Raw genomic sequence first — 26,987 nt, 5'->3', positions numbered from 1 at the left:
TTTTTTTCTACCCGACGCCAAGCATAATCCCTGTTTGAGGGCATTCAAGGGGCGAAATATGCCGCCTTCAAAGCCGTACCAAGCCCCCCGGCATCATGGATGGCCGGATGGCAGGCTCGACCGCGACAGAGGTGGACCGCTGGCTCCATGGCATCCTTGCCCCGGTGCAGGGGCAGCCCCGGATCCGAGGCCGCAAGTGTCAGGAGCTGCCCAGGCCTGATGCTCCGGTGAAGGATCCGGAGGAACTCCAGCACCTTCGGCTCATCCGGAAGCCCCGTCACCACGATCTCCAGAGAATCGCCAGCGGCTTCGCCCAGGACCCGCAGGAGCCCCAGGCAGGACTGGGGGGCTCCCTCCAGTTCGGGCGCGAAACGCGCCAGCACCCCTCGGGCGGCCTCCTGGAAGTCAGGCCGGTCCCAGTGGTTCCCCAGGCGCAGCAGCGCCAGGGCCGCCAGGGCATTGCCAGAGGGGATGGCGTGGTCGAATACGGGGCACTGCCGCAGAATCACATCCAGGGCCTCTGTGCCGAAGAATCCCCCCTCAGCCTCGTGGAAGCGTTCCAGGAGCGCCTCTCCCAGTTCCTGGGCCCAGTGGAGCCACCGCGAATGGAAACCTGTCTGATAGAGATCCAGGAGGCCAAGGATGAGCGCCCCGTAGTCCTCCAGGAAACCCGGAGTGTGTCCCCTGCCCTGCCTCCAGGTGCGCAGCAGGGTGCCGTCCCGCCAGAGTTCGCGTTGGAGGAAGTCAGCACATGCCTCCGCTGCCTCCAGGTATCGGGGCTCCCCCAGGAGGGCGCTCCCCTTGGCCAGGGCTGAGAGGGCCAGGCCATTCCAGGCCACCAGGATCTTGTCATCCCGGTGGGGACGCACCCGGCGATCCCGGTAGAGCCTGATCCGCTCCCGGAGGATGGCCAGTTCCGACTCAGGAAAATCGCCAACCTCCATGCGGTGCAGCAGGCTCCGCCCTCCCTCGAAGTTGCCTTCCGGGGTCACGCCGTAGGCCCGGCAGAAGAGATCGGCCCCAGGGCCTAGCACCTCCTGGACCTCTCCCCAGGAAAAGGTGTAGAAGCGGCCTTCCTCCCCCTCGGAATCCGCGTCCTCGCTGCTGAAGAAGCCCCCCGAAGCGTCCCGCATCTCCCCCAGGAAGTAGTCCAGGATCTCCCGGGCCCGCTCGCCGTGACGAACCTCTCCCGTGACCCGGAAGGCCTCCAGGTAGACCCAGGCCAGCTGGGCATTGTCGCAGAGCATCTTCTCGAAGTGAGGAACCTTCCAACGCTCATCCACGCTGTACCGGGCGAACCCGCCTCCAAGGTGGTCCCGGATCCCCCCCGCCGCCATGGCATCCAGGGTCCGGATCGCCATGTCGAGAGCCTTGGGATCCCCCCGCCCCAGCAGGAGCGTCAGAGCCGGGATGGGAGGGAACTTGGGGGCACCCCCGAAACCACCCCATCGAGCATCGAAGGAATAGGACAGATGACGGATCGCCACCTCAAGAAGCCCCTCGCCAGGGGGGTCGCCCCCGATTCCGCGCCCCGCCCGAAGGGCCGCCACCAGCTCCCCGGCTTGGGCAAGCACATCCTGGCGGCGTTCCTGCCAGACCCTGGCCACCCCCTCCAGGACATCCAGGAAGCCTGGCATCCCCCCCCGGGAGACCGGAGGGAAGTAGGTTCCTCCGTAGAAAGGCTCCAGTTCGGGTGTCAGCCAGACGCTCATGGGCCATCCACCCCGTCCGGCCAGGAGCTGAACGGCTCCCATGTAGAGCTCGTCCAGATCCGGTCGTTCCTCCCGGTCCACCTTGATGGGAACGAAGTGCTTGTTCAGGAATGCGGCGACATCGGCATTCTCGAAGGACTCCCGCTCCATGACGTGGCACCAGTGGCAGGCGCTGTAGCCCACCGAGAGGAAGATGGGGAGGTCCAGCTCCCGGGCCAGATTCAGGGCCTCGGGTCCCCAGGGATGCCAGTCCACCGGGTTGTGGGCGTGCTGAAGGAGATAGGGACTGGTGGCTTCAATCAGGCGGTTGGGCATGGCGGGCTCCCTGTCTTGGGATTCCGTTCATTCCCCGGCGTGCCCGAGCACGATGATCGGTTCCCGGATCTTGGAGATTCTCCCGAAGTTGTGCAATTTCTGGAGGTGGACGGGAGCAAGCAGGGTGCCTTCCGGAATGATCAGCAGCCCTTCCACCGTCTCGATGCCATGGACAAGGGTCTGGCCTTCCTTGAGCCCGGCCAGAGACACGGGGCGGGGCACAGGCGTGACAGCTCCCTCGGTCTTCCGGCGCAGGAAGCTCACCAAGGCGCGGAGAACTGCCATGTCGTAGCAGGCCCTATCGCCTCCCATCGCCTCCAGGGCATCGGATTCGGATTCCCCCTGGGACTTCAGGGCCTCGAAGCCCCTCACGGCACGGAGAATGCGCCCCCCCATGGGGATCCGATCTTCCTTGAGAGGGTCCATGGGGAACCCGGTTCCGTTGTAATTCTTGTGCATGTAGTGGACGGAGTCGGCGACCTCCTCCATCCGCGGGATGTTCGCGATCAGCTCCGCCCCCATCTGGGGCACCCGGTTGGCCAAGTCCTGTTCCTCTGGGGTGAGCTCCGCGCCAGCCTGCAACTTTGCGCCCAACTCGGGAGGGAGGGTAAGAATGCCGATCTGGGAAAGGGTGGAGGCGATACCGAGCACCCAGGGGTTCTCCATCCCCAGTTCCCGGGCGACCCCCTCGGCCAGCTCCCCGGTGGCCTGGGCCCTCCCGAAGGAAGCAGGAGCCAGGAAGGCCAGTAGGTCCACCAGCATCTTGACCGTCCCCTTCAGGGTCTGCTGGAGCAGGGCCTTTTCCGCAGTGATGAGTTCCTGTTGGCGGAGCCCCTGGTTGAGCACCCGGATCAGGTCATCGGTGTCACAAGGCTTGGTCAGGAAGCGGTAGACATTCCCCTGGTTCACGGCATCCACGGCCGTCTGCAGGTCGGCATTCCCCGTGAGCATGATGCGGACCGTGTCCGGAAACTGCTCCCTGGTCCGGGATAGCAGTTCGATCCCGTTCATCCCGGGCATCCGCATATCGGAGACGATCAGCTCGAAGGGATGGGTCGCCAGCATCTCCAGGGCCGAGGTGGCATTGTCCAGGAACACCATGTCCCAGTCAGCCCTCATGGACCGAAGGCTTCTCTGGAGCCCCTGCAGCACCATTGAGTCGTCGTCCACGAAGAGAATCTGTTTCCTGGCCATGACTTCTCCAGAACTCGTTTTCGGGTTTGCAGAAACGAATCCTGAGTCTGGTTAGTAATCCCCCTCGAAAGACTCCGGAAGGATGGGTGGCTCCGGAAGGGTTTCGTAGATCCGCTCATCAATGCGCAGCGCACGGACGAATCGAAGGACCTGGGCAGTGGATACCAAGGCGATGGCGGGAACTCCGATCCAGATGGCCTCGGTCCAGAGGGCCCCGAGGAATCCGCGCAGGAGCGTCAGATTCAAGGGGATGGGTCCCACCTGGATGGGCTGCCAGGCGCACACGAAGCGGATCGGTGTGACGGGGAGGAAAACCGCCACGCCCACCCCCCCAAGGGTGCAGGCGTCCAGGAGGCAATGAGAAAGGGCGCAGAGCACCATGCATATCCACACCCTCGGGCGCCGCTCATCCTTTCTGAAAGCCAGGAACATGACCAGACTGGCCAGCAGGAGCGCCGCTGCCAGGGAGTGGGTCACCCCCCGGTGGTTCAGCACATGACGTCCCGAGAGGTGAAGAAAGGACATGAACCAGTCCAGATCCGGGGCCAAGGCACAGAAGAGGGCCAGATTCCGGGTTCGAGGCTGCGAAGACTCCCCGTCCCGGAGCAGGACGTGGATCGTGGCACCAGCCGCGACATGACCAAAGAATGAGGGCACTTCTGACTCCTTGAGCGTTCCAGCTGGCCAGAGTCCCGAATGGGAACGACACCTGCATGTCCGGCCGTCGATGATTACTAAATCAAGGAATGCTCCATCATCCGCTCAGGTTTCATCTTGGCAGATTACGATTTTTTTGGCATGGTTGAAGAACCGATGGAGGAGCGGTCCCCATCAGTAGTTCCAGGGAGGGCGATGGGCCCGATGATCTGGAGCGAAAGGGGAGGATCGCCGAAAGGGAAGCGGATCATCAACGCTGACCTTGGACGCATGGGCTAAGACCCGGCGGCTGTCGCAGCCCCCAAAAGCTGCGGAGTGCCTGAGGACGCAATCGGGAGCCCCTGGTTCCCGGGTGAGTTCGGAGGCTTCCCTTGGTTCGGAGGTGCTCACGCAACCGCCCCTGCCATTTGCAGAGCTGACGTAGCCCGCGCCTCCGGTCGTCATCGACCTTGTGGTTCAGCGCGGTTTACAATCTCTGGAGGCTTCACATGCAGCGATCAAAAACGGGGATTCCACCCTTCACCCTGATCCAGGAGGTGCTCCGATGATCGTCATGAAATTCGGGGGATCTTCCCTCGCCGATGCTGCCTGCATGCGGGAAGTGGCCGATCTGGTCAGGAAGGCCCTCTCCCGGTCCCCCTTGGTGGTCTGCTCCGCCTCCGGCAAGAGCACCAACGCCCTCTTCTCCATGGCCAAGAAGTCCGAAGCGGGCCAGAACGTCGAAGCCCTGGAGGAACTCCGGGCCCTCATCGACAAGCACCACAGCATCGCCCTGGACCTCTTCCCGGCGGGCATGCCCGACTACCTGGAGATGGCCATCTCCCAGCTCTCCAGCGAGCTTGAAATGATGCTCAGGGGGGTATCTCTCCTGAAGGAACTCTCCCCCAGGAGCATGGACACCATCGCCAGCGTGGGCGAACGCCTTTCGACCCGCATCCTGGCCGCCTACATGGGCATGGAGTGGTTCGACGCCCGCACCGTCATGCGCACGGATGCCACCTACGGCTGCGGCAAGCCCCAGATCTCCGAGATGAAGGCCCTGGTCCTCGAAAAGCTCGCCCCCAAGATCACGGACGGCAAGGCTGTGGTCACCCAGGGTTACATCGGCGCCACCGAAGACGGCTGCACCACCACCTTGGGGCGAGGCGGAAGCGACTACAGCGCGAGCCTCTTCGGCTCGGCCCTGGGGGCCGAGGACATCCAGATCTGGACCGACGTGGAGGGCGTGCTCACCTGCGACCCCCGCATCGTCCCGGACGCCCAGCCCATCGCCGAGCTGAGCTTCAACGAAGCCGCCGAACTGGCGGCCTTCGGGGCCAAGGTGCTCCACCCCGCCACCATCCAGCCTGCGGTGGAAGCAGGCATCCCCGTCACCGTGCGCCACACCCGCATCCCCAACGGCCGCTTCTCGACCATCACCGACGAGGTGAAGACCGGCCGTCCCGTCACGGCCCTGGCCACCCGCGGCCCCGTCACGGTGCTCACGGTGAGCTCCACCAGGATGCTCAACCAGAGCGGCTTCCTCTCCAAGCTCTTCGACGCCTTCACCCGCTACGACATCAGCGTGGACCTCATCGCCACCGCCGAGGTAAGCGTCTCCATGACTGTGGAGCCCCAGGCCTCCATCGATGCCGTGGTCAAGGATCTCTCGGAGTTCGCCACCGTAAGTGTGGCCACGGACCGTGCCATCGTCGCCATCGTAGGCGAGCGCCTGAAATACACCCCAGGCATGGCGGGCCCCCTGCTCAGCGCTCTCTCGGGCATCAACATCGAAATGATCAGCATGGGCGCCAATGAGATCAACATGAGCCTCGTGGTGAAGCAGGAGGAGGCCCCCAGGGCCCTCCAGCAGCTCCACGGCGCCCTGATGACGGGAGGTTACCTGTGATCCGCGTAGGCATCTTCGGACGGGGCCGCCTTGGCACCGCCATCGCCCAGGCCCTGGAAGGCGCTTCCGATCTCGAACTCGTATGGCATGTGGACCAGGGCGAGGAGCCCACGGGCGCCGTTGATGTGGCGGTTGCCGCCAGCGCGGCCCCGGCCATCGAGGGCCACCTCCAGTGGGCCCTCCAGACCGGTTCCAACCTGGTGATCGGGGTAACGGGATGGGAGCTTCCCGACCGTTTCGCGGAGCGCATCGGTGACCGCATCGGTGTCCTGGTGTCCCCCAACTTCTCCCTGACGGTGGCCCTCATGGGCCGCCTGGCCACGGTACTGGGTCGCTTCGCCAGCCTGGATTCAGAGGTGGATCCGTACGTCCTGGAGCATCACCACCGCATGAAGGCGGACGCCCCGGGCGGCACCGCGACCTACCTGGCCAACTCGGTCCTGAAGGGCTGCCCCCGCAAGGCATCCTGGACCATGAGCCCGAACCCGGCCCTGGACCAACTCCATGTCTCGGTGATCCGCGCGGGCACCGAGTTCGGCACCCACACCGTAGGCCTGGACGGCCCCGCCGAGACCCTGACCCTGACCCACACCGCACGTTCCCGGGCCCTCTTCGGTCGGGGCGCCCTTCACGCCATCCGCTGGGCGAATGGGCGGAAGGGACTCTATTCCTTCAACGACTTCGCCAAGGGGATCCTGGATTCCCTGTTCGATTTTGGAGACCTGTCATGAGCGCCCCCTTCTCCGGCCTTTGCGTCGCCCTGGCAACCCCCTTCACCCCCGACCAGGAGGTGGATTTCCCGGCCTACCGGCGCCTCGTAAAGCACGTGGTGGAGGGCGGGGTCGACGGACTCTGGGTCCTGGGCACCACCGGCGAAGCCGCCACGGTCACCGACTCCGAGCGGGATGCCCTCATCACCGCCACCCTGGAGGAATCCCAGGGACGGCAGGTCATCGTGGGTACGGGCTCCAATGACACCCGCAAGACCATCGCCATGACCCGCCGGGCCCAGGAGTTGGGGGCCCACGGCGCCCTGGTCATCACCCCCTACTACAACAAGCCCATGCCCTCCGGCATCGTGGCCCACTTCAAGGCCATCGCCGAGGCCGTCCCCGGCTTCCCCCTGGTGGTCTACAACGTCCCCGGCCGCACCGGCATCAACCTGGCCCCCGCGACCCTGGCCCAGCTCTGGGAGATCCCCCAGGTCGTGGCGCTCAAGGAGTCCACGGGCAACATGGCCCAGATCTCCGAAATCCTCAGGACCTTGCCCCAGGGCAAGGCCCTGCTCTCGGGCGACGATTACCTGGCCCTGGCCACCATCGCCATGGGAGGCGCTGGCCTGGTGAGTGTCATCGGCAATGCCCTGCCCCGCCAGACCAAGACTCTGGTGGAGCTGGCCACGGCCGGAAGGCGCGCCGAGGCCGCCGCCCTCCACGCCAAGCTCTACCCCCTGATGGACGCCCTCTTCACCGAGAGCAACCCCATCCCCGTCAAGGCCCTCCTGGCCCAGTTGGGCATCTGCGGCGACATGATGCGCCTGCCCCTGCTGCCCGCCCAGGCCACCACCCACGCCTGCCTCGCCGAATGCCTCAAGCCCGTCCTGGAGAACGCCTGATGTCCGCTTCCGCCCTTGAAGTCTTCTACAGCCGCCCCATGGATGAGATCGTGGCGGATCCGGCCCTGGCCGAAACCCACCAGACGCTCCTGAAGGCCCTGGAAGTCGGCGAGATCCGCTCCGCCAGCCCCCAGACAGATGGCTCCTGGAAGGCCAACATCTGGGTCAAGACCGCCATCCTGGCGGGCTTCCGCCACACCCAGACCGCCGAAGTCCCCGGGTGGCCCGGCCCCTCCTTCGACCGCACCGGCTTCCCCCCCCGGGCCTTCCGCCTGGAAGAGGGCGTCCGCATGGTGCCCGGCGGCAGCGCCGTGCGCCGCGGCGCCTATGTCTCTTCCGGCGTGGTGATCATGCCCCCGGCCTACATCAACGTGGGCGCCTTCGTGGACGCTGGCGCCATGGTGGACAGCCACGTGCTGGTGGGCAGCTGCGCCCAGATCGGCAAGAACGTGCACTTGAGCGCCGCCGTCCAGGTGGGCGGTGTGCTGGAACCCGCCGGCGCCGTACCCGTGGTTATCGAAGACGAAGCATTCGTTGGAGGCAACTGCGGCCTCTACGAGGGCGTCATTGTGCGCAAGCGGGCCGTCCTGGCCCCCGGCGTGCTCCTGACCGCCTCCACCGTGATCTACGATCTGGTGAACGGCACCACCCTCACCAAGGAAGTGCCCGAGGGCGCCGTCGTGGTGCCCGGCACCCGTCCCGCCTCCGGCGAGTACGCCAAGGCCCAGGGCATCAGCCTCTCGGCCCCCTGCATCGTCAAGTACCGGGATGCCAAGACCAACGCCGCCACGGCCCTGGAAGAGGCCCTGCGATGATGCCCGCCTCCCGGCTCGGGCACCTCAAGCCCAGCCCCATCCGCGCCCTGAGCGAGGGCGCTCCCGCCAGCGCCATCCCCATGGGCCTGGGGGAGCCGGGCTGGGCCCTGCCTGAGCCCGGGAGGCTCGCTTTTCTTGGTATTGAAGGTCCCTGCGCCTACGGTCCCAACGCCGGGCTCCCGGAACTGCGGCAGGCCGTGGCGGAATTCCACGGCGAGCATCTGGACCGGGTCATGCTGGCCACCGGCAGCCAGGGGGCCCTCTTCGCCCTCTTCCAGGCCTGGCTGGAGCCCGGGGATGCGGTGCTGGTGCCGGACCCCGGCTTCCTGTCCTATCCCGCCCTGGCCCACATGGCCGGGGCCACCCCCCTGCCCTACCCCCTGGGCTCCGATTTCCGCCTGGACGCCGACGCCTTCTGCGAGGCCCTGGACCGGGCACCCCAGGCCAAGATGGCCATCATCAACCACCCCGCCAACCCCACGGGCGCCGGAGCCGGTCTCGAAGCCCTGGCCAAGGTGGCGGAGGCCTGCGACAGGCGCGGCATTCTCCTGATCTCCGATGAGGTCTACCGGGAGCTCTATCTCGGGGAGCGGCCCGCGAGCCTTCGCCAGGTCACCCAGAGCGGCCTGGTGCTTGGCTCCGTGAGCAAGGCCTGGGGCGGCCCCGGCCTGCGCCTGGGCTGGGCCCTGGGGGATCCCACGTGGCTGGCCCCAGCCCGCCTGCTGCACGCCTACATGGTCACGGCCCCCGCCAGCCCCGCCCAGCGCTCGGCCCTGGCCCTGATCCGGGAATCGGCCACCGTCCTCCCGGGGGCCCGCCAGGAGATCCGGACCCGCTGGAACGCCTTCGAGGAGGCCTACCGGACCCACTTCGGAAGCGCCCCGGCCCAGGCCAGCGGCGGTTTCTACCACTGGCTGAAGGTCCCCGGGTCCGCCCTGGCCGACCCCATGGCCTTCTGCCTGCGCCTGCGGGACGAGGGCGGCGTGGTGGTGGTGCCGGGTTCGGCCTTCGGCGAAAGGGGACGCCATCACATTCGCCTGAGCTTCGCGGGACAGCCCGAGGCCATCGCGGAAGGGGTGCGCCGACTGGCCCCCTACTGGAGACAAGGATGACGCTTTTCGCCCTGGATGAATCCACCTGCCGGGACCTGGCCCAGGCCCACGGAACGCCCCTCTTCGCCTACCACCGCCCCACGGCGGCGGCCCAGTACAGGCGCCTGCGGGCAGCCCTCCCTGATCGCGCCCGCATCGCCTTCGCCGTGAAGAGCAACCCCCACGCAGAACTCCTCAAGGTCTTCGCCGGTCTCGGCGCCAGCTTCGACTGCGCCTCCGGGGGCGAGCTCACCCGGGTGGCTGCCCTTGAGTTGCCCAAGGGCATGACCTTCTATGCCGGCCCCGGCAAGCGGGATGCGGAACTGGCCCAGGCCCTGGCCCAGGGCGCCCGGGTCCAGGCCGAGGGCTGGGAGGATCTGGAACGCCTGGATCCCCTGGCCACGGGACCCCTGGCGGTCAACCTGCGGGTCCATCCCGCCAGCGGGGCCGACGAAAGCAACCGCATCATCGGCGGCACGGGCCCCTCGGCCTTCGGTGTCGACGAGGAGGATCTCCCCTCCATCCTGGAGCGGGCCTCGAAGCTCCACCACGTCCGCATCCGCGGCCTCCATGTCTTCGCCGCCAGCAACCAGCGCAACGCCCAGACCCTCCTGGCCACCCATGCCATGGTCCTGGACCTGGCCAAGCGGCTTCACCAGGATTTCGGCATCGAACTGGAGCAGATCGACCTGGGCGGCGGCCTGGGGGTGCCCTATACGGAATCCGAGACCCCGCTCGATGTCGAAGCCCTGGGCCAGGGCCTGAAGGACCTCCTGGAAGCCCACCCCTGGTTCAAGGGCGAACTGATCCTGGAGCCCGGCCGCTTCATGTCCGCCTCCTGCGGGGTCTACCTGGCCAAGGTGATCCGCGTGAAGGAGAGCCGCGGCACCCGTTTCATCATCCTGGAGGGCGGCGTCAACCACCTCCTGCGCCCCCTGCTGACCGGCGACCCCTTCCCGGTGAGGGTCCTGGGCCGCAGCGGCGCGGTAAGACCTGCCACCCTGGCGGGCCCCCTCTGCACCAGCCTGGACCGCCTGGGCGACCTGGACCTGCCCGAGGTGGCCCCGGGCGACATCCTGGCCTTCGGCACCGTGGGCGCCTATGGCTTCACGGAGGCCATGGGCGAGTTCCTGAGCCACCCCCGGCCCCCCGAGGTCTGGGTGGGCTGAGCCCTACTGCCGCACGAGGCGGTAATCCTTGATCACCCAGCCCGCCACAGGCTTCCCGTCCTGCAGGCCCGACTGGTACGTGGAATCCATGGCGGCACGAGTGACGGCCACATCAAGGCCGGACCCGGGAACGCCATTGACCACGATGACCTTCTGGGCCCTGCCCGTGGAATCCACATAGACCTTCACCCTCACAGTGCGGTCCTCGCTGAGGTATTTCCGGGGCACATCCTCGAGCGAGATGGGCGTGCTGTGCACCATCTTGCAGTCAGCGCTCCCTTTGGCGAAAGCGGGTGCGACCAGGGCATTGAGACTTGTCCATAAGATAAACATCGACAGAATCTGAACGGGTTGCCTCATGACACAGCCTCCTCGGGCGGATATCAGGCTCTACCCATCTGCTCCAGTGCGAAGGGATGCAGCCTTGGATCTTGAATTGATAAAAAATTCAACCACACCCAGACGCCCTTGTCACCCTATTTTTATTTATCAACAATAAACAAAAGATTAGCGCAGCCTGGCGAACTGGAATTCCCGGACAATGCACCCTGGCAACATCTTTCCATCCCTCACCGCAGGGCGGTAGGTGGAGGCCAGGGCGGCCCGCGTAACATCCGCGTCGATGGCCGAGCCGGGGAACCCGTTCATCACGATCACCTTCTGAGCCCTGCCCAGGGAATCCACATAGACCTTCACCCTGAAGGTGCGATCCTCGTCCAGGAGGCCCCGCGCCTCGGCACTGATGCGGACCGGCGCAGCGCTCACCATCTCGCATCTAGCTGATTCCCGGGCATGGGCCAGGGGGGAACCCAGACCGAGACCCAGCACCAGAAGGACCAAGCTTCCCCGAAGGGCCTGAGAGAGCTGTTCCAGGATCATGCATCCTCCACGGAAGAATCTCTTCTTCCGCTCAAAGCATGGATCGCCGATGCGGCCCCCCCCGTGAAAGCTCTGGAGCAAAGCTGTAAACATTCGCCCGACAATCGGCTTGTTTCATAATGGAAGAAATGCCATAACCCAAAAACAGCAAAAAAAGCATTTAGCCAGGATAAAGGGGATGAAAGGGATACAGAAGCAAAGATTGAGGCCCGGTCAACCAACCAGTCTTTGCTTTTCTCTGTGCCCTCTCTTTTGAGCCTCTGTGCCCTCTGTGTTTACTCTTTTGATCCTTCAGACTCAGCCAAGCCGACAGTCGGGAAGGTTCACCCCTCCGTATCGCCCGGATCCTTGAAACGGTCCTCCAGCAACTCTGCCGGGTGCTTGGCCTGGAGCTGCGAGCCCCGCTTATCGAGCCCGCCGCCAAGCTGGATGAGGCAGCCGGGGCACTCGGCGCAGAGGTACTGGGCACCGGTCTGCTCGGCGTTGTCGAGCTTGCGCTTCAGCATGCCCATGGAGAGCTCGGGCTGCTTGACGGTGTAGGATCCGCCCATGCCGCAGCAGGTGTCGCTCTCATTCATTTCGCGGAGATCGAAACCGGCGGCGCTGAGGGCGGCCCGGGGCTCCTTGTAGATCCCCACGTGACGCTTGGCGTGGCAGGAATCGTGGTAGGTAACGCTCTGGAGCTCCATCCCGTCCTTGGGGGTCAGGCGACCTTCCTGGATGAGCTTGGCCACCAGTTCGGTGAACATGACGGTCTTGGCGGCCACGGCCTCGGCCTTGGGCACCAGCCCCCCCATACCCTGCTGCTGGAGCAGATGAGGCCACTCCTTCTTCAGGGCCGTGGCGCAGGTGGCGCAGGCGGTCACTACGTATTCGACATCCTCAGCCAACAGGGGCCCCAGGTTGTGGGCCGCCGCCAGGGCCGCCATCTCGTTGGCGCCGGAGGCCCAGTGGGGAATGCCGCAGCAGGACTGCTCCTGGGGGAAGATAACCTCAAGCCCGGCCTGGTTGAGGACCTTGACCACCGCCACGCCCACCTTGGGCGATACGAAGTCGATGGCGCAGCCGGCGTAGAAGGCGACCTTGCCCCCCCCCTTGGGCTGGCGGATCTCAGGGAAGAGGTCCCGGAAGGGCTTCGGCGCGATGGCCGGCAGGCTCCGGTGCTCCGCGAGGTTCGACAGGAACATGGGCAGGTGCCGGATGAACCCATCTTTGGCGAAGGGCTTCTGGGCGATGGAGGCCGCCCGGAGCATGGCGTGGAATACCTTGCGGTTGTTGATGATCTGGAGGGCGCTCTTCTGGATGAAAGAGAGGCCTTCCTTCTTGGCTAGCCGCCGCCGCAGTTCCAGGATGAGCCCGGCGATATCGATCTTGCCCGGACACACCTCGTTGCACTTGCCACAGCCGATGCAGAGCCCCTGGATGTCCTCGGTGGTCTTCAGCTCGTTGAACCATGCGGTCAGGATCGTGCCGATCCCGCCGGTATAGATGTGGCCGAAGACATGCCCCCCCACCAGGCGATAAACCGGGCACACGTTCAGGCAGGAGGCGCAGCGGATGCACTGGAGGGCCTGCTTGAACTCGGGATCCGCCGCCATGGCGGTGCGCTGGTTGTCCATGAGGATGATGTGCAGATCCTTCATCGTGCCGTCATCGTTGGGGACGGGCCCGGTGATCATCGAGACGTAGCTGGTGATGAGCTGGCTGGTGGCGCTCTTTGGAAGGGCCCTGAGGATCGGGGCGGCATCCGCGAAGCGAGGCACCAGCTTTTCGATCCCCACGATGGCCACATGGATCTTCGGCAGAGTCGTGACGAGCCGGGCATTGCCCTCGTTGGTCATGATCACCAGGGTGCCGGTCTCGGCGATGGCGATATTGGCACCTGTCACCCCCAGGTCCGCCTCGAAGAATTTCTCCCGAAGCTCCTTCCGGGCCACCTTCACCAGGCCCTGGATCTCTGGGGAGAGGGGCCGCTTCACCTCCTGACTGAAGATCTCCGCCACCTCCTCCTTGGTCAGATGCAGCGCGGGCATGACCATGTGGGATGGCGTCTGATGGGCCAGCTGGACGATCCACTCGCCCAGGTCCGTTTCGTCCGCCTGGATGCCGTGCTCGGCCAGAAATTTATTGAGATGGATCTCCTCCGAGGCCATGGACTTGGATTTGGCCACCTTTTTGACGCCCTTGGACTGGCAGATCCCCAGGATGTAATCAAGGACGGCCTGGGGGCTGCTGGCCCGGAAGACCTTGGCTCCACGGGCCTCAGCCGATTTCTGGAACTGGTCCGCCAGCTCCGGAAGGTGCCCGGCCGCCTCGCCCTTGATGGCGGAAATCTCGCCGCGAAGGGCCTCGAAATCGACGCCCTCATAGGCCTTGGCCCGGGTGGCCGGGTAGTTCCAGCGGTCCAGGATGCCTCCCAGGTTGGGGTTTTCCAGGGCCTTGGTGATGGACTGGTCAAAGGCCTTGCTCACGGACGCCCCCCTTCCAGATCGTCGATGCAGATCACGATCACCCGCTCGGGGCCGTGGACCCCAATGGCGAGCACCCGCTCGATGTCCGCCGTACGGCTGGGCCCCGTAATGAAGGTAAGGTAGCGGCTCCTGGCCGGATCCACCTTGGTGAGGAGGGTCGCCAGATCCGGCACCAGGTTCCTGGTCGGCAGCAGGGCGATATGGGTCCAGGGCAGCGTCGAAGCCAGCCGCTGCTCCACCCCGGAGGCGTCCTGGACCAGGGTGCCGGTGTCCGCGATGCCCCAGTCCATCTGGGTGATGCCGACCCGGGCCCCCTTGGCATTCTCCCGGGTAACCGAAAGCGCCAGCCCCGGGATCGGGGCGCCCAGGAGCTGCTCTGCACAGCCCTCCAGGAAGCTGCCCCCCGCCCAGACGGCGGGGGTTCCTTCGACCTCAAGGCTCTTCAGCAGGAATTCGAGGGCCTCAGCTCCGGTCGGGAAGCGATGGACCAGACCACCGGCGGCCTCGGCCCTGGTTTTGAACAGCTCGTACATCTCCACCTCACGTCAGGACAGAAGAGCCGGGCTCCCGCAGACCAGGTCCGCGGGAGCCCATCTCATCACTTCACGATGGCTTCCGCCACAGGAATGGTCCAAGTGAACACATAGGCCTGAAGGAAGACCAGCAGACCCACCAAGCAGGCCAGGGCGATGCTGTGCCAGAAGACGCCCCTCAGGATCTCGCCCTCCTTGCCCTGCTGGCCCGTGGCCACACCGGCCACCACGATGCTCTGGGCGTCGATCATCTTGCCCATGACGCCGCCGCTGCTGTTGGCGGCACAGGAGAGGATCGGGTTGATGCCGAGCTTCTCGGCGCTGATCTTCTGCAGACCGCCGAAGAGGACGTTGGAGGAGGTGTCGCTGCCCGTGAGGGCCACGCCCAGCCAGCCGAGGAGAGGCGAGAAGAAGGGGAAGAACATGCCGGTGGAGGCGAAGGCGAGCCCCATGGTGGCATCCAGCCCCGCGTACCGGGTGGAGAAGCCCAGGGCAAGCATGGCGGTGATGGTCAGAAGGGAGATCCGGATCCGCTTGAGGGTGCCCAGGAAAATCTTGAAGAGCTCTCCGATCGAGAGGCCCAGGAAGAGCCCGCTCACGAGACCGGTCAAGAGGAGGCTGGTGCCGGTGGCGGACAGCCAGTTGAAGGTGTAGACCGCCTCCTCGACAACGGGCTTGGCGACAACCGGAGGAGCCTTGACGACGGCCTTGTCCAGAGTGGGCACGGGGATCTTGATGACAGACTTGCCAGCCAGGAAGTTCTCGTGGCCCTTGGCGCCACCATTCAGATAGGTCTTGAAGGTGGGGTGGCCCCAGGCGAAGACGAAGGCGCAGAGGAAGACCCAGGGCATCCAGGCCCTGACGATGCGCCCGGCGGAGTGGTCGGGACGGGCGGCGGCCTCGGCAGAGCGCTCCTCGGCGGACTCGTGTTCAAAGTGCCAGGTGGTCTTGGGCTTCCAGAACTTGAGAAGGGCCACTGTGGCGACCAGGGAAATCACGGAACTGAAGATGGCCACCAGGGAGGGCCCGAAGAAATTGCTCACGATGTACTGGGTGATGGAGAAGCTGGCGCCGCAGGTCAAGCAAGCGGGCCAGACCTCCCACATCTTCTTGCGCCCGGCCATGGCCCAGACCACCCAGAAGGGCACGATGAGGGCGAAGGGCAGCATCTGACGGCCCACCATGGCACTGAGGGCCTGCTCAGAGAGGCCCGTGACCTTGGCGAGGGTGATGATGGGAATGCCCAGGGCACCGAAGGCCACTGGCGCGGTGTTGCCGATGAGAGCCAGCACGGCGGCCTTGATGGGGCGGAAGCCCAGGCCGATCAGCATGGCTCCGGCAATGGCCACGGGGGTTCCGAAGCCCGCTGCGCCCTCGATAAAGGCCCCGAAGCTGAAGCCGATGAGGAGGACCTGGATCCGGCGGTCATCCGCGAGCCCCGCGATCGAATGCTTGACCACCTCGAAGTCGCCGGTCCTCACCGTGATGTCGTACACGAAGATCGCGCCGAGGATGATCCATCCGATGGGCAGCAGGCCATAGGCGGCACCATAGCCCGCAGCGGCGATGGCCAGCTTGACCGGCATGCTGTAGACGAAGATGGCGATGGCCAGGGAGGAGACCAGGCCGAGAATGGCAGCCCAGTGGGCCCTGATGTGGGCGAAGCCCAGCAGGGCCAGCAGGACCACGACGGGAATCGCGGCAACAGCAGCGGAAAGGAATACATTGCCCATGACAGGGGTGTACACCTGGGTCCATGTAAGCATTTCACCCTCCATTATGAAGCCATCTTTCTAGGTATTTTCACCTATGTCAACAACCATATTCACCTAGCCGACATCCGCAAGGCCGAACGATCAGATACGGCAATCCAGGGGGATCGGATAACGATTTGCTGTCAAACGCAGCGTAATCGCGCACGGGGATGCGGTGGCACATAATGAACTCGGCGGTCCCTGCCATCGTGTATATTTAATTAATTTTCTTATCCTGCCTATCCTATCCCTCCTGTTAAAAAGCTTTGAACAGGATGGATAGGATAGGCAGGATAAAAGCGGGCTCGATAATCAAGTTCAATTATGAGAACTTCCGCAATAATCCCCACCCGTCATTTCCTTGCCCTAAGGACGGCGGTTTGGCCGTGAGGCCCCCCTGGCTGCCTTCACGGCGCCGATCCTCAGACCGTTGTCAGCCCCTCGCGGATGGCGAAGCGGGTCAGTTCGGCGATGCTGTGCATGTCGAGCTTGTTCATCAGGTTCTGACGGTGGGCTTCGACCGTCTTCTGGCCGATGCTCAGTTCCTGGGCGATCTCCCGGGCCCTCATGCCTTCGGCCAGGAGCTTCAGGATCTCCTGCTCTCGGCTGGTCAGGAGGGCCAGCGACTTGGCAGGTGCGGGGGATACCTGCTGCACGAACTCCTCAACCACGAAGCCGGCCACCGCAGGGCTCAGATAAGGCTTGCCGCTCACCACCGTCTGGATGGCCCTGGCCAACTCTTCGAAGGCCGCCTCCTTGAGCACGTATCCGAGGGCGCCGGCCCGGAGGATCTGGGTCACGAAACGCCGGTCCGCGTACATGGACAGGGCAACCACGCGGATGGCAGGGTTCTCGCCCACGATCTGTCGGGTGGCTTCGATGCCGTTCAACCCCGGCATCGCGATATCCATGATGATCACTTCAGGTTGCAGGGTCCTGGCTGCGGCCACCACTTCGTGGCCATCAGCGGCCTCTCCCACCACCTCCATACCGGGTTCCTGCGCGAGGAGGGTCCGAAGCCCCTCCCGCACGACGCGATGGTCATCTGCGATCAGAATGGTAGTCAAGGCAAGTCCTTAGATACCCAAGGGTAGCACGAGCAGAACCGTCGTCCCCTCGCCGGGGAGGGACGTAATCTCCACCCGGCCGTCCAGTTCCGCCACCCGCTCCTGGATATTGAAAAGCCCGAAGCTGCGTCTGGCCTCCCTCAAAGGCTCCACCTCCGACATCACGAAGCCCTTGCCGTCGTCCTGCACCCGGCACAGGACGGACTCCTCGGTCCAGGCCAGCATCACGGAGACCTGCTTCGCCTCAGCATGCTTGACGATGTTCAGGAAAAGCTCCCGGACGGCTGAGAATACGAGGAATCGAAGCTCCTCGGTGATTTCCAGGGCCTCCCCGACCTGGGAGAAGCGGACCGCCAAGTGGTGCTTCTTCTCGTTCTCCTCACAAAGCCACTCCACCGCGGCGCTGAGGCCCAGCTGGTAGAGGATGGGAGGACTGAGCTCCCAGGTCAGGGAGCGGGTCTCGTTCACCGCCTCGCCGATGAGGGCCTGGACCTCCTCAAGGGGCCCGGCGAAGGGCGTCCCGGCGGCGGCCTGCAGGATCGTAGCGACCTTCACCTTGCCCATGGCCAGAACCGCTCCGAGCTGATCGTGCAGCTGGGTGGCGATGGTGCGCCGCTCCTTTTCCTCGAGCAGGGTGAGCTCAGCGGCCAGGGCGCGGAGCTTGCGCCGGGTCAGGTCCAGTTTGGCCTCCATCTGCCGTTGCTCGGTGATGTCCCGGACCACGCAGACCCAGCTGGTCATGAGCCCGTCCTTGCCCCGGAGGGGCATCATGGCCAGTTCGCTGACGAAGATATCCCCGTTCTTGCGCCTCATCTGGAAGTTGGGGAGGTGCAGGAAGCCCTTCTCCGAAAAGGCTTCCAGAGCCCGGGCCTCCAAGGTCTCGTAGGAGGCTTCATCCACATGGAGGATGCGTGCGGATCTCCCGAGCAGCTCCTCCCGTTCGAAGCCGAATAGCTGCCGGGTGGCCGGATTGCAGTCCCGGATGGTCCGCTCCCCCGCGTTGACAATGAACAGGGCGTCCAGAAGGCTCGCAAAGGTCTTGTTGAGGATCTCCTGGGAGTTCCGGAGCGCCTCCTCTCCCCGCCTTCGGCCCGTGATGTCCTGGATGATGCCGTCGATGTGCTCCAGTTCGCCGCGCTCATTCCGCTTGGCCCTGGCATTCTCCAGGATCCAGATGGTGCTGCCATCCATCCGCCGGACCTGGGACTCGTGCCCGTGCACTTCCCCCTCCCCGGTGAGTCTCGCCTCAAAGGCCATCCGAAGCCCAGGGTCCACATAGAAGTCCCGCCGGAGGTCCCGGACCCCTTTCTTCATCGCCTCGGGGCCCGAATAGCCCGCCATCCGGGCGAGGGCCGGGTTGACCGTGAGGAAGCGGCCTTCCGGGTTGGACTGATAGATCCCCTCGGCGGCGTTGTCGAAGATGCTGCGGAGCTTGCTCTCGGCCTGGCTGAGGGCGGACTGGGTCTTCTCGAGGGCCGCGAAGTCCCGCTTCAGCTCCTGGTTCGCGGCCTGCAGCTGGGCAGACCGCTGCTGCACCAGCTCCTCCAGATGGACCTGATACTTCAGGAGATCCTCCTCGGCCTGCCTGCGGCGGCTGATGTTGGCGGACAGGATTGCGATGATCGTGACGAGCAGGACCACGGTGCCCGCCAGGGTGACCAGGAGGTTCCGGTGACGGATCAGGAGCGATTCCGGCAGGTTGATGACCTGACTCCCCTTGGGCAGGGAAGCCAAGGGGATCTGGAACTTGGCCAGGGCGTTGTAGTCGAAAATGAGCCTCCCTGGGGTCTCGCGCTGGATCGGGATATCCGCTGGGCGCTCCCCCGCCATCACCCGAAGCGCGATACGGGCCGCGGCCTCACCCTGGGCGGCCCCGCTCGTGAGCATGCCCCCGGCCAGACCATGACCCAGATTGAAATCCCAGGCCCCGAAAACGGGGACCTGGGCAGCTCCAGCCACAAGCTCCATGCTCTGCTTGTATTCAAAGAGGCGCCCCGTGACGTCCCGGCTGAAGAAGGTGTGGAACACGATGCTGTGAGGAGGCAGCGTCTTCAGTTGGGCCAGGATTTCGGCCATGGACAGGCCATCGAGGAAGACGAAGCGGACCTGGGGATAGGACGGCGCCAGAACCCGAAGGTGATTGCCGACGATCTGCCCGGTCTCCGTGGAGTCGTTCACCACATGAATGAACTGGGTGCGGGGCTGTAGCGCCAGCGCCACATCCAGACTCCCCTTCAGGTCCGCCTCCTCGCTTACGCCCGTGAAGCTGGGGTGCCCGACCAGATCCTCGGCCCGGGCCTCATTGACCCCGCAGAAGACCACGGGGGTGCCGGGAAAGAGCTCTTCGCCGAAACGCCGGATGAAGTCAAAGGCATTGTTGTCGGTCACCACCACCAGATCGGGCCGGTAGGATCGGTATTTCTTCCGGAAGACCTGGGAGAGCTGCACCAGATAGTCGTCCCGATAGAAGCGCTTGCTGTCGAGATACTCCACATAGATGTTTTCCATGCCCACCGCAGGCGCAAGCACCGAGGTGATACCCAGGTGCTCCTCATCGGTCCACAGGAAGCCCTTGTAGTATGAGTGAATTATCAAAACCTTTTTACCGCCCTGCCCGGCAGCCCCTCCCCCCTGGGCCCAGACGGCCTGCCCGGAAACCATCAGAAGACAGCACAGCACAATCAGGAGCCTGAGCCCGAGGGCCAGACCTCCCGGGGCCCTGCGCCCTTCGCCCCGATCCGCGGGATCCATCGTCTCGGACACATCACCCCCAGAGGCAACAACTCCCTCCATTGTTCAGCAGTCGGGTAGATCTGGCACCCCCCAACCTGATCCGCCCCGTCGATGGGGAGGGCCCACCCCGACGTTGTATGAATGGTAATCCATTCTTACATCTTTACTTTTTCCTAATCCTTCAAGTGGCTAGACTGGTCCACTCGCCTGCACTTCAAGAGGATCTGTGAGCCAAAATAGACCATGGTGTTCCAGCTACCCGCCAGGCGTCGGAAGCGAAGCCCAAGCCCTTCCCTTCCAGAACCTCGGGCATCTGGCCCACGAGACCGCCAGGAAATTCGGCACCCGCAAGGCGACCACGCTGGTGCTCCCCAACGGCATGGAGGCGTCACTCTCCTTCCGGGATGTGGACCGCTTTGCGGACTCCTTCGCCTCCTATCTCCGGCAGGGCCTGGGTCTCAGACCCGGTACACGGGTGGCCATCCTGCTGCCCAACTGCCTGGCCTATCCCATCTGCGCCTTCGGCATCCTGAAGGCCGGGTGCGTGGTCGTCAACACCAACCCCCTCTACACCGCCCGGGAGCTGGAGCACCAGCTCAACGACAGCGGTGCGGAGGTGCTGGTGATGCTGGACCACTTCGGAGACAAGGTATCGGAAGTGCTGCCCAGGACGCCCGTGAAGGAAGTGATCCTGACGGGCATAGGGGACTTCTTCCCCTGGGCCCACGGCCTGCTCATCAGGACCAAGCTCGCCCTCTCCCGGCAGGTGCCCCCCATGGCGGTGCCCCACATACGGCTCAAGGCGGCCTTGCGCCAGGGAATCCTCTGCCACGCCAAGGAACGCCTCCTCCAGCCCGAGCACCCCATTCCCGAACCCCAGCTCGGGGACCTCGCCCTGCTGCAGTACACCGGAGGGACCACGGGAACGAGCAAGGGCGCCATGCTCACCCACGGCAACCTGCTGGCCAACCTGGCGCAGATCAACGAGATCACGAAGGGCTACCTCAGGCATGGGGAAGAGACAGCCATGAGCATCCTGCCCATGTACCATGTCTTCGCCTTCACCATCAACCTGCTCTTCGGGTTCTTCTCCGGCAGCCACAACATCCTGATCCCCAATCCCCGCCCCCTGAAGAACCTGAAGGCCGCCTTCCGGAACCACGACATCACCTGGATGAGCGCCGTCAATACGCTGCTCAAGGCCCTGCCCGACGAGAAGTGGTTCGCGGAAGCCCCCCCCAGGCACCTCCACTCCGTCTATGCTGGCGGCATGCAGACCCATCCAGCCGCTCTGGAACGCTGGGAAGCCCTGACCGGCAGCGTCATCATCGAAGGATACGGATTGACGGAGGCCAGTCCCCTCGTGACCTTCAATCCCCCCATCCGGGAAGGCGGCATGGTCCGCCGCCACCTCGATCAGGTTGGGGGCGCCGGGCTCCCGCTACCCGGCACCGATATCCGCATCGTCGACGACTCGGATAGACCCGTCGCTCCGGGCGAGCATGGGGAACTAGTGGTGCGAGGCCCCCAGGTCATGCAGGGCTACTGGAACCAGCCCGAAGAGAATGCCCGGACCCTGCGGGGGGGATGGCTCCACACCGGGGATATCGCCGTCCTGGACCCATCTGGTTATGTGACGATCACGGACCGCAAGAAGGACATGATCATCGTCAGCGGCTTCAATGTATTCCCGAACGAGGTGGAAGCCTGCATCGCCCTGCACCCGGATGTGGCCGATGTAGCAGTGATCGGCATCCCCCATGAGGCCACTGGCGAGGCGGTCCACGCCTACGTCGTGGCCCGGTGCCATGGCCTGACCCACGAAGAGATCCGCGCCCACTGCAAGAAGCTGCTGGCCAACTACAAAATCCCCACCCATGTCAATTTCATCGGCGAGCTTCCCAAGAACGCCGTGGGCAAGGCCCTGCGGCGCCTCCTCCGCCAGGGGACCATCCACAGGACCTGAGTTTCGGGCTGGAATCACCGCGGGGCGGCCTCCAAAGGCCGCCCCTGCTTGGTCGCGAACAAAGTCGCAGCGAGACTCATCCAATGACACCGCAGGGAGGGCGCCAGGTCATATCAGGATAAAATAATTGAGATGCAATTATTGATTTAAAACCACTATTTTAAACAGATTGCCCTGCTATTCTTCACCCTACAGACTGAGCCCAGGGCACCTTTTAAGTGCATACGAGGTCCAGTGTCGTTATTTCGCTACATGACTTCGCCAAGCTCAACCCATATGTGGGGGGATACATGTCCATGAAAGCCAGTGATCTGATGGTCAAGTGCCTGGAAAACGAGGGCGTGAAATATGTGTTCGGGGTGCCCGGCGAGGAGAACCTGGACTTCCTGGAGGCCATGCGCAATTCGAACCTGCAGCTGGTGCTCACCCGCCACGAGCAGACCGCCGGTTTCATGGCGGCCACCATCGGCCGCCTTACGGGTGTCCCAGGCGTCTGCCTCGCCACCCTCGGTCCCGGGGCCACCAACCTGGTGACCGCGGCGGCCTACGCCCAGCTCGGCGCCATGCCCATGTGCATGATCACGGGGCAGAAGCCCATCCACTCCAGCAAGCAGGGGCACTTCCAGATCGTCGATATCGTGGACATGATGAAGCCCCTCACCAAGCACACCAAGCAGGTGGTCCGGGGCGGACGCATCCCCGCCATCGTCCGGGAATCCTTCGCCAAGGCGAGCGGGGAGCGTCCCGGGGCCGTCCACATCGAGCTGCCGGAGGATGTGGCTGCGGAAGAGACCAGTGCGGTGCCCTTCCCCGTCCATCCCGTGCGCCGCCCCGATGCCAACGAGAAGGCTGTGTCCACTGCAGCGGAGTGGATCGAGCAGGCCCATTCCCCACTCATCCTTCTCGGAGCCGGAGCCAACCGCAAGCTGGTCTCCAAGATGCTGATGCAGTTCGTCGAGCGCACGGGCATCCCCTTCTTCAGCACCCAGATGGGCAAGGGCGTGCTTCCGGAGGATCACCCCCTCTGCCTGGGCACGGCTGCCCTCTCGGAACGGGACTACCTCCACTGCGCCATCGAACGGGCCGACCTCATCCTCAACATCGGCCACGACGTGGTGGAGAAGCCCCCCTTCTTCATGAAGCCCGGCGGCACCCGGGTCATCCACATCAACTTCGTCGGGGCGGACGCGGACGACATCTACTTCCCCCAGCTTGAGGTGGTCGGCGACATCGCCAACGCGGTCTGGCAGCTCCAGGAGAAGGTCCGGGTCTCCCCCCGCTGGGACTTCGCCTACTTCATGAAGGTCAAGGCCCGGGTGGACGCCCAGGTCGCGGAGCGTGCGGATTCCGACAGCTTCCCGGTCCTCCCCCAGCGCCTCGTGGCGGATGTGCGCAGTTCCATGGGCCCCTGCGATATCGTCGCCCTGGACAACGGGATGTACAAGATCTGGTTCGCCCGCAACTACCGGGCCTGGAAGCCCAACACCCTGCTCCTGGACAACGCCCTGGCCACCATGGGGGCGGGCCTGCCCTCAGCCATGGCCGCCAAGATGGTCCACCCCGCCAAGAAAGTCCTCGCGGTCTGCGGTGACGGTGGCTTCATGATGAACAGCCAGGAGTTGGAGACGGCGGTTCGCCTCGGCCTGGACCTGGTGGTGCTCATCCTGAACAGCAACGGCTACGGCATGATCAAATGGAAACAGGCCGGCGCTGGATTCGAAGACTTCGGTCTGGATTTCGGCAACCCCGACTTCGTCAAGTATGCCGAGGCCTACGGCGCCCATGGCCACCGCATCACCCAGACTTCGGAGCTTCGGCCCAAACTGGTGGAATGCCTCAACGCCAAGGGGGTCCATGTGATCGAGGTTCCGGTGGACTATTCCGAGAACGCCAGGGTCCTGACCAAGGAACTCAACGAAAAAGCCTGCACCATCTAGTGTGGTGGCCCGGAATGACTGGAACCAGCTCCAAGACGGGCCACCACACTTCCATCGGGGCATGGCCCCTTTGGCGAAAAGCACGCGGTGCGTGCTTTTCTGTCACCCCCTTGGGGGCACTGCCGTGCCCCCAAACCCCCGCCCAGTGTGGTGTCAGATCCGATTCAAACGGTCCGCATTTCACTGGGACACCACACTAGGAGCACCACCATGGCCCAAACAACGGAAACCTATCCCATCTGGGTGGCTGGCCAGGCCCTGGAGACCTCCCGGGCCCTGGAAGTCCTGAGTCCCTACTCCGGCCAGGTGGTCTACCGCACCTTCCTGGGCGGAGAGGCCGAATACGAGCGTGCCATCGAGACGGCCCAGGCCGCGCGCCATGAGATGCAGGCCCTGCCGGTCTTCAAGCGCTTCCAGATCCTGAAGCAGGTCTCGGAGGCCATCGAACAGAACCGCGAGCGCTTCGCCACCATCATGGCCCGGGAGTCCGGTAAACCCGTAAAGGTCGCCCTGGCCGAGGCGGACCGGGCCGCCCAGACCTTCCTCATTGCCGCCGAGGAGGCAAAGCGCCTTCCGGGGGAGCTCATGAGCCTGGACTGGATGGCCTCGGGCGCCAACAAGGAAGCCATCATCAAGTATTTCCCGATCGGCATCGTGGCGGGCATTTCGCCCTTCAACTTCCCCCTCAACCTGGTGGCCCACAAGGTAGCCCCGGCCATCGCCGCCGGGTGCCCCATCATCCTCAAGCCAGCCTCCAAGACCCCCATCTCGGCCCTGTTCCTGGCATCTTTGATCGCCGAGACCGATCTCCCCAAGGGCGCCCTCTCGGTGATCCCCATGGACCGGGAGACCGGGAACGGCCTGGTGACCGATGACCGCTTCGCCCTCCTGAGCTTCACGGGCTCCCCGGACGTGGGCTGGGAGATGAAGAAGCACTGCGGCAGGAAGAAAGTGGTTCTGGAACTGGGCGGCAACGCCGGGTTGATCCTGGACCAGGACGCCGATGTGGAGAGGGCCGCCGCCCGCGCCGTGGCCGGAGCCTTCGGCAATACGGGCCAGAGCTGCATCCACACCCAGCGGATCCTGGTGCACGAAACCCTGTTCGAAGCCTTCACCACCCGCTTCACCGCTCTGGCCGCCCAGCTCGTAACGGGGGACCCGGAGGACCCGAGTGTGGATCTCTCCGCCATGATCGATGAGAAGAACGCCAAGCGCATCGAGGCCTGGATCGAGGAGGCCAAGGCTGACGGGGCCAAGGTGCTTCTGGGGGGCGAACGCAAGGGCAACCTGATCCCGCCGACGATCCTCACGAACACGAAGCCGACCATGAAGGTCTGCGCCCTGGAGACCTTCGGCCCGACGGTGGCGGTGGAGCCCTTCTCGGACTTCCGCCAGGCCATCGAGGCCATCAACAACTCGCCCTTCGGACTCCAGGCCGGGGTCTTCACCCATGACATCCGCAAGGTGCGCTACGCCTTCGAGCAGCTCCATGTGGGCGGGGTCACGATCAACGAAGTCCCCACCTTCCGGGCCGAGCACCAGCCCTACGGCGGCGTGAAGGATTCGGGCATCGGCCGGGAGGGCCCCAAATACGCCATCCTGGACATGCTGGAACCCCGGGTCCTGTTAATGGATTACAATTCGCCGCTCTGAGGCATCATACCGGTGGGGGACCCCACCATGAGCGATACGGCGAAACTGGAACTGGACGGACGTACGCTGGAACTCCCGGTGATCGTAGGCACGGAAGGAGAACGTGCCCTCGATATCCGGGAGCTGCGCAATCAGACCGGCTGCATCTCCTACGACGAAAGCTACGGCAACACCGGCAGCTGTCAGAGCGCCATCACCTTCATCGATGGCGATAAGGGCATCCTGCGTTTCCGGGGGATTCCCATCGAGGAGCTGGCTGAGTATTCCTCCTTCGTGGAAACCGCCTACCTCATCATCTACGGCCACCTGCCCGCGCAGGTCCAGCGGCAGCGATTCTCAGCCCTCCTCACGGAGTACCAGACCATCCATGAGGACATGAAGTTCCACTTCGAGGGCTTCCCGTCCTCCGCCCATCCCATGGCCATCCTCTCGGCCATGATCAATGCCGCGAGCTGCTTCATCCCGGAACTGACCCGCAACTACGATCCAGTGGCCTTCGAGCGGATCGCCGCCCGGCTCATCTCCCAGGTGCGCACCCTTGCGGCCTACGCCTACCGCAAGTCCCACGGACTGCCCTCCATCTACCCCAAACGAAAATACGCATACACCCAGAACTTCCTGCACATGATGTTCTCCTCGCCGGACGAGGACTACGAGATCCATCCGGCGGTCCTGAAGGCCCTCGATCTGATCTTCCTGCTCCATGCCGACCACGAGCAGAACTGTTCGACCTCCACGGTGCGCATGGTGGCCTCGAGCCGGGCCAACCTCTTCGCCAGCGCCGCGGCAGGCGTCTGCGCCCTATGGGGCCCCTTGCACGGGGGAGCCAATCAGGCGGTCATCGAGATGCTCAAGGAGATTCAGGAGACAGGAGATGACGGCAGTCGCTTCCTGGAGAAGGTGAAGCGGAAGGACGGCGAACACAGGGCCAAGCTCATGGGCTTCGGGCACCGGGTCTACAAGAGCTATGACCCGAGAGCCAGGATCATCAAGGCCCGCTGCGACGAGGTGCTGGAACAGCTGGGTGTCCATGACCCCCTGGTGGACATCGCCAAGAAACTGGAAGAAACGGCCCTGCGGGATCCTTATTTCCTGGAGCGGAAGCTCTATCCCAACGTGGACTTCTACAGCGGCCTCATCATGCAGGCCATCGGTATCCCGCTCGACATGTTCACCGTGATCTTCGCCATCGGCAGGATGCCTGGCTGGATCGCCAACTACAAGGAAGTGATAGAGGATCCGGGCGGCCGGATCTATCGTCCGAGACAGATCTACCAGGGGCGGGCATTGAATCACTACACCCCCAGCGATATCCGCTGCTGAAAACGCCAGCCAGGAACAAGAGCACCCAGGAGGTCCGAGGCCAACAGCCCTGGCAGACCAGGGCACTCTCCACCCATCAGACGCCCCCGCCCAGCATCCAGGCGGGGGCGTTTCCGTGTAGACAGCAGCGCAAGCACCATTAATCACACCAGAACGGCAAACGTGACGATTGTCAAAAAATAGAATCCATTCATCTGAATGAGCCCCGAAATTCA

General features: G+C 64.4%; 20 protein-coding genes and 1 riboswitch. Of the genes, 10 read left to right on the top strand and 10 right to left on the bottom strand.

Annotated features, from left to right (window positions below):
• Positions 1 to 44: 44 nt before the first annotated feature.
• The 3 genes from HOLFODRAFT_RS18580 to HOLFODRAFT_RS22370 are packed head-to-tail and all read right to left on the bottom strand — an operon-like array spanning position 45 to position 3,878.
• Positions 45 to 2,027, bottom strand: coding sequence for a thioredoxin domain-containing protein (locus HOLFODRAFT_RS18580; RefSeq protein WP_005037505.1), 1,983 nt, complete (start codon positions 2,025 to 2,027; stop codon positions 45 to 47).
• Positions 2,028 to 2,054: 27 nt separating this feature from the next.
• Positions 2,055 to 3,221 (bottom strand): HD domain-containing phosphohydrolase, encoded by a 1,167-nt coding sequence (locus HOLFODRAFT_RS18575; RefSeq protein WP_005037507.1) that lies wholly within the window; start codon positions 3,219 to 3,221, stop codon positions 2,055 to 2,057.
• Positions 3,222 to 3,272: 51 nt separating this feature from the next.
• Entirely contained in the window at positions 3,273 to 3,878 is a 606-nt protein-coding gene (locus tag HOLFODRAFT_RS22370) for a metal-dependent hydrolase (RefSeq protein ID WP_005037509.1), read from the bottom strand.
• Positions 3,879 to 4,027: 149 nt separating this feature from the next.
• Positions 4,028 to 4,207, top strand: a riboswitch (Lysine riboswitch).
• 215 nt (positions 4,208 to 4,422) lie between these two features.
• Between HOLFODRAFT_RS22370 and lysC the strand changes: the two genes are divergently transcribed.
• From lysC to HOLFODRAFT_RS0200535, 6 genes are read left to right on the top strand one after another with little or no spacing between them, the layout of a single operon-like run.
• On the top strand, positions 4,423 to 5,766 hold the full coding sequence (lysC, locus tag HOLFODRAFT_RS0200560; protein ID WP_005037511.1) for a lysine-sensitive aspartokinase 3: 1,344 nt from the start codon (positions 4,423 to 4,425) through the stop codon (positions 5,764 to 5,766).
• On the top strand, positions 5,763 to 6,497 hold the full coding sequence (locus tag HOLFODRAFT_RS22365; protein WP_005037512.1) for a 4-hydroxy-tetrahydrodipicolinate reductase: 735 nt from the start codon (positions 5,763 to 5,765) through the stop codon (positions 6,495 to 6,497). Before lysC ends, HOLFODRAFT_RS22365 begins: the two co-directional genes overlap by 4 nt.
• On the top strand, positions 6,494 to 7,381 hold the full coding sequence (gene dapA / locus HOLFODRAFT_RS0200550; RefSeq protein WP_005037514.1) for a 4-hydroxy-tetrahydrodipicolinate synthase: 888 nt from the start codon (positions 6,494 to 6,496) through the stop codon (positions 7,379 to 7,381). Before HOLFODRAFT_RS22365 ends, dapA begins: the two co-directional genes overlap by 4 nt.
• Positions 7,381 to 8,196, top strand: coding sequence for a 2,3,4,5-tetrahydropyridine-2,6-dicarboxylate N-succinyltransferase (locus HOLFODRAFT_RS0200545; RefSeq protein ID WP_005037516.1), 816 nt, complete (start codon positions 7,381 to 7,383; stop codon positions 8,194 to 8,196). The genes dapA and HOLFODRAFT_RS0200545 overlap by 1 nt, the downstream gene beginning before the upstream one ends.
• Entirely contained in the window at positions 8,193 to 9,308 is a 1,116-nt protein-coding gene (locus tag HOLFODRAFT_RS0200540; RefSeq protein ID WP_005037517.1) for a pyridoxal phosphate-dependent aminotransferase, read from the top strand. Before HOLFODRAFT_RS0200545 ends, HOLFODRAFT_RS0200540 begins: the two co-directional genes overlap by 4 nt.
• Positions 9,305 to 10,456: a diaminopimelate decarboxylase family protein gene (locus HOLFODRAFT_RS0200535; protein WP_005037520.1), complete on the top strand. Its 1,152-nt coding sequence runs from the start codon at positions 9,305 to 9,307 to the stop codon at positions 10,454 to 10,456. The genes HOLFODRAFT_RS0200540 and HOLFODRAFT_RS0200535 overlap by 4 nt, the downstream gene beginning before the upstream one ends.
• Positions 10,457 to 10,459: 3 nt before the next feature.
• On the opposite strand, the gene HOLFODRAFT_RS0200530 is transcribed toward HOLFODRAFT_RS0200535, so the two are convergent.
• The 7 genes from HOLFODRAFT_RS0200530 to HOLFODRAFT_RS0200500 all read right to left on the bottom strand — a co-directional run bounded on the left by HOLFODRAFT_RS0200530 (position 10,460) and on the right by HOLFODRAFT_RS0200500 (position 19,923).
• Complete coding sequence (locus HOLFODRAFT_RS0200530; RefSeq protein WP_005037523.1) at positions 10,460 to 10,816, bottom strand: energy transducer TonB; 357 nt, start codon at positions 10,814 to 10,816, stop codon at positions 10,460 to 10,462.
• A gap of 147 nt (positions 10,817 to 10,963) precedes the next feature.
• On the bottom strand, positions 10,964 to 11,335 hold the full coding sequence (locus HOLFODRAFT_RS0200525) for an energy transducer TonB (RefSeq protein ID WP_005037525.1): 372 nt from the start codon (positions 11,333 to 11,335) through the stop codon (positions 10,964 to 10,966).
• 323 nt (positions 11,336 to 11,658) lie between these two features.
• Positions 11,659 to 13,806 carry an L-lactate dehydrogenase (quinone) large subunit LdhH gene (gene ldhH / locus HOLFODRAFT_RS0200520; protein ID WP_005037527.1) on the bottom strand — a complete coding sequence of 716 codons (2,148 nt, stop codon included), beginning with the start codon at positions 13,804 to 13,806 and terminating at the stop codon, positions 11,659 to 11,661.
• A complete protein-coding gene (locus HOLFODRAFT_RS0200515; protein WP_005037530.1) occupies positions 13,803 to 14,339 on the bottom strand; it encodes a LutC/YkgG family protein in 537 nt (178 codons plus the stop codon). Before HOLFODRAFT_RS0200515 ends, ldhH begins: the two co-directional genes overlap by 4 nt.
• A 65-nt stretch (positions 14,340 to 14,404) precedes the next feature.
• Positions 14,405 to 16,105, bottom strand: coding sequence for an L-lactate permease (locus HOLFODRAFT_RS0200510; RefSeq protein WP_005037532.1), 1,701 nt, complete (start codon positions 16,103 to 16,105; stop codon positions 14,405 to 14,407).
• 410 nt (positions 16,106 to 16,515) lie between these two features.
• Positions 16,516 to 17,160, bottom strand: a complete 645-nt coding sequence (locus HOLFODRAFT_RS0200505) for a response regulator (protein WP_005037535.1) — start codon at positions 17,158 to 17,160, stop codon at positions 16,516 to 16,518.
• 9 nt (positions 17,161 to 17,169) lie between these two features.
• Entirely contained in the window at positions 17,170 to 19,923 is a 2,754-nt protein-coding gene (locus HOLFODRAFT_RS0200500; RefSeq protein WP_026938909.1) for a sensor histidine kinase, read from the bottom strand.
• Between the two features lie 196 nt (positions 19,924 to 20,119).
• On the opposite strand from HOLFODRAFT_RS0200500, the gene HOLFODRAFT_RS0200495 reads away from it, so the two are divergent.
• The 4 genes from HOLFODRAFT_RS0200495 to HOLFODRAFT_RS0200480 all read left to right on the top strand — a co-directional run bounded on the left by HOLFODRAFT_RS0200495 (position 20,120) and on the right by HOLFODRAFT_RS0200480 (position 26,772).
• Positions 20,120 to 21,859 carry an AMP-binding protein gene (locus HOLFODRAFT_RS0200495; protein ID WP_005037540.1) on the top strand — a complete coding sequence of 580 codons (1,740 nt, stop codon included), beginning with the start codon at positions 20,120 to 20,122 and terminating at the stop codon, positions 21,857 to 21,859.
• A gap of 296 nt (positions 21,860 to 22,155) precedes the next feature.
• On the top strand, positions 22,156 to 23,796 hold the full coding sequence (locus HOLFODRAFT_RS0200490; protein ID WP_005037542.1) for an acetolactate synthase large subunit: 1,641 nt from the start codon (positions 22,156 to 22,158) through the stop codon (positions 23,794 to 23,796).
• A gap of 210 nt (positions 23,797 to 24,006) precedes the next feature.
• Entirely contained in the window at positions 24,007 to 25,449 is a 1,443-nt protein-coding gene (locus HOLFODRAFT_RS0200485; protein WP_005037544.1) for an aldehyde dehydrogenase family protein, read from the top strand.
• A 27-nt stretch (positions 25,450 to 25,476) separates the two neighbouring features.
• Entirely contained in the window at positions 25,477 to 26,772 is a 1,296-nt protein-coding gene (locus HOLFODRAFT_RS0200480; RefSeq protein WP_005037547.1) for a citrate synthase, read from the top strand.
• Positions 26,773 to 26,987: the final 215 nt, after the last annotated feature.

This window comes from Holophaga foetida DSM 6591 (assembly GCF_000242615.2).
Lineage (GTDB): Bacteria > Acidobacteriota > Holophagae > Holophagales > Holophagaceae > Holophaga > Holophaga foetida.
This window is presented reverse-complemented; position numbering and strand designations above follow the sequence as displayed.

Bases quoted from the DNA above. Each gene is read 5' to 3' on its own strand.
- HOLFODRAFT_RS0200480 (WP_005037547.1), top strand. From the start codon at position 25,477: ATGAGCGATACGGCGAAACTGGAACTGGACGGACGTACGCTGGAACTC.
- dapA (WP_005037514.1), top strand. From the start codon at position 6,494: ATGAGCGCCCCCTTCTCCGGCCTTTGCGTCGCCCTGGCAACCCCCTTC.
- HOLFODRAFT_RS0200490 (WP_005037542.1), top strand. From the start codon at position 22,156: ATGAAAGCCAGTGATCTGATGGTCAAGTGCCTGGAAAACGAGGGCGTG.
- HOLFODRAFT_RS18580 (WP_005037505.1), bottom strand. From the start codon at position 2,027: ATGCCCAACCGCCTGATTGAAGCCACCAGTCCCTATCTCCTTCAGCAC.
- HOLFODRAFT_RS0200510 (WP_005037532.1), bottom strand. From the start codon at position 16,105: ATGCTTACATGGACCCAGGTGTACACCCCTGTCATGGGCAATGTATTC.
- HOLFODRAFT_RS18575 (WP_005037507.1), bottom strand. From the start codon at position 3,221: ATGGCCAGGAAACAGATTCTCTTCGTGGACGACGACTCAATGGTGCTG.
- HOLFODRAFT_RS0200535 (WP_005037520.1), top strand. From the start codon at position 9,305: ATGACGCTTTTCGCCCTGGATGAATCCACCTGCCGGGACCTGGCCCAG.
- HOLFODRAFT_RS0200530 (WP_005037523.1), bottom strand. From the start codon at position 10,816: ATGAGGCAACCCGTTCAGATTCTGTCGATGTTTATCTTATGGACAAGT.
- HOLFODRAFT_RS0200540 (WP_005037517.1), top strand. From the start codon at position 8,193: ATGATGCCCGCCTCCCGGCTCGGGCACCTCAAGCCCAGCCCCATCCGC.
- HOLFODRAFT_RS0200525 (WP_005037525.1), bottom strand. From the start codon at position 11,335: ATGATCCTGGAACAGCTCTCTCAGGCCCTTCGGGGAAGCTTGGTCCTT.
- HOLFODRAFT_RS0200515 (WP_005037530.1), bottom strand. From the start codon at position 14,339: ATGTACGAGCTGTTCAAAACCAGGGCCGAGGCCGCCGGTGGTCTGGTC.
- HOLFODRAFT_RS0200545 (WP_005037516.1), top strand. From the start codon at position 7,381: ATGTCCGCTTCCGCCCTTGAAGTCTTCTACAGCCGCCCCATGGATGAG.
- lysC (WP_005037511.1), top strand. From the start codon at position 4,423: ATGATCGTCATGAAATTCGGGGGATCTTCCCTCGCCGATGCTGCCTGC.
- HOLFODRAFT_RS0200485 (WP_005037544.1), top strand. From the start codon at position 24,007: ATGGCCCAAACAACGGAAACCTATCCCATCTGGGTGGCTGGCCAGGCC.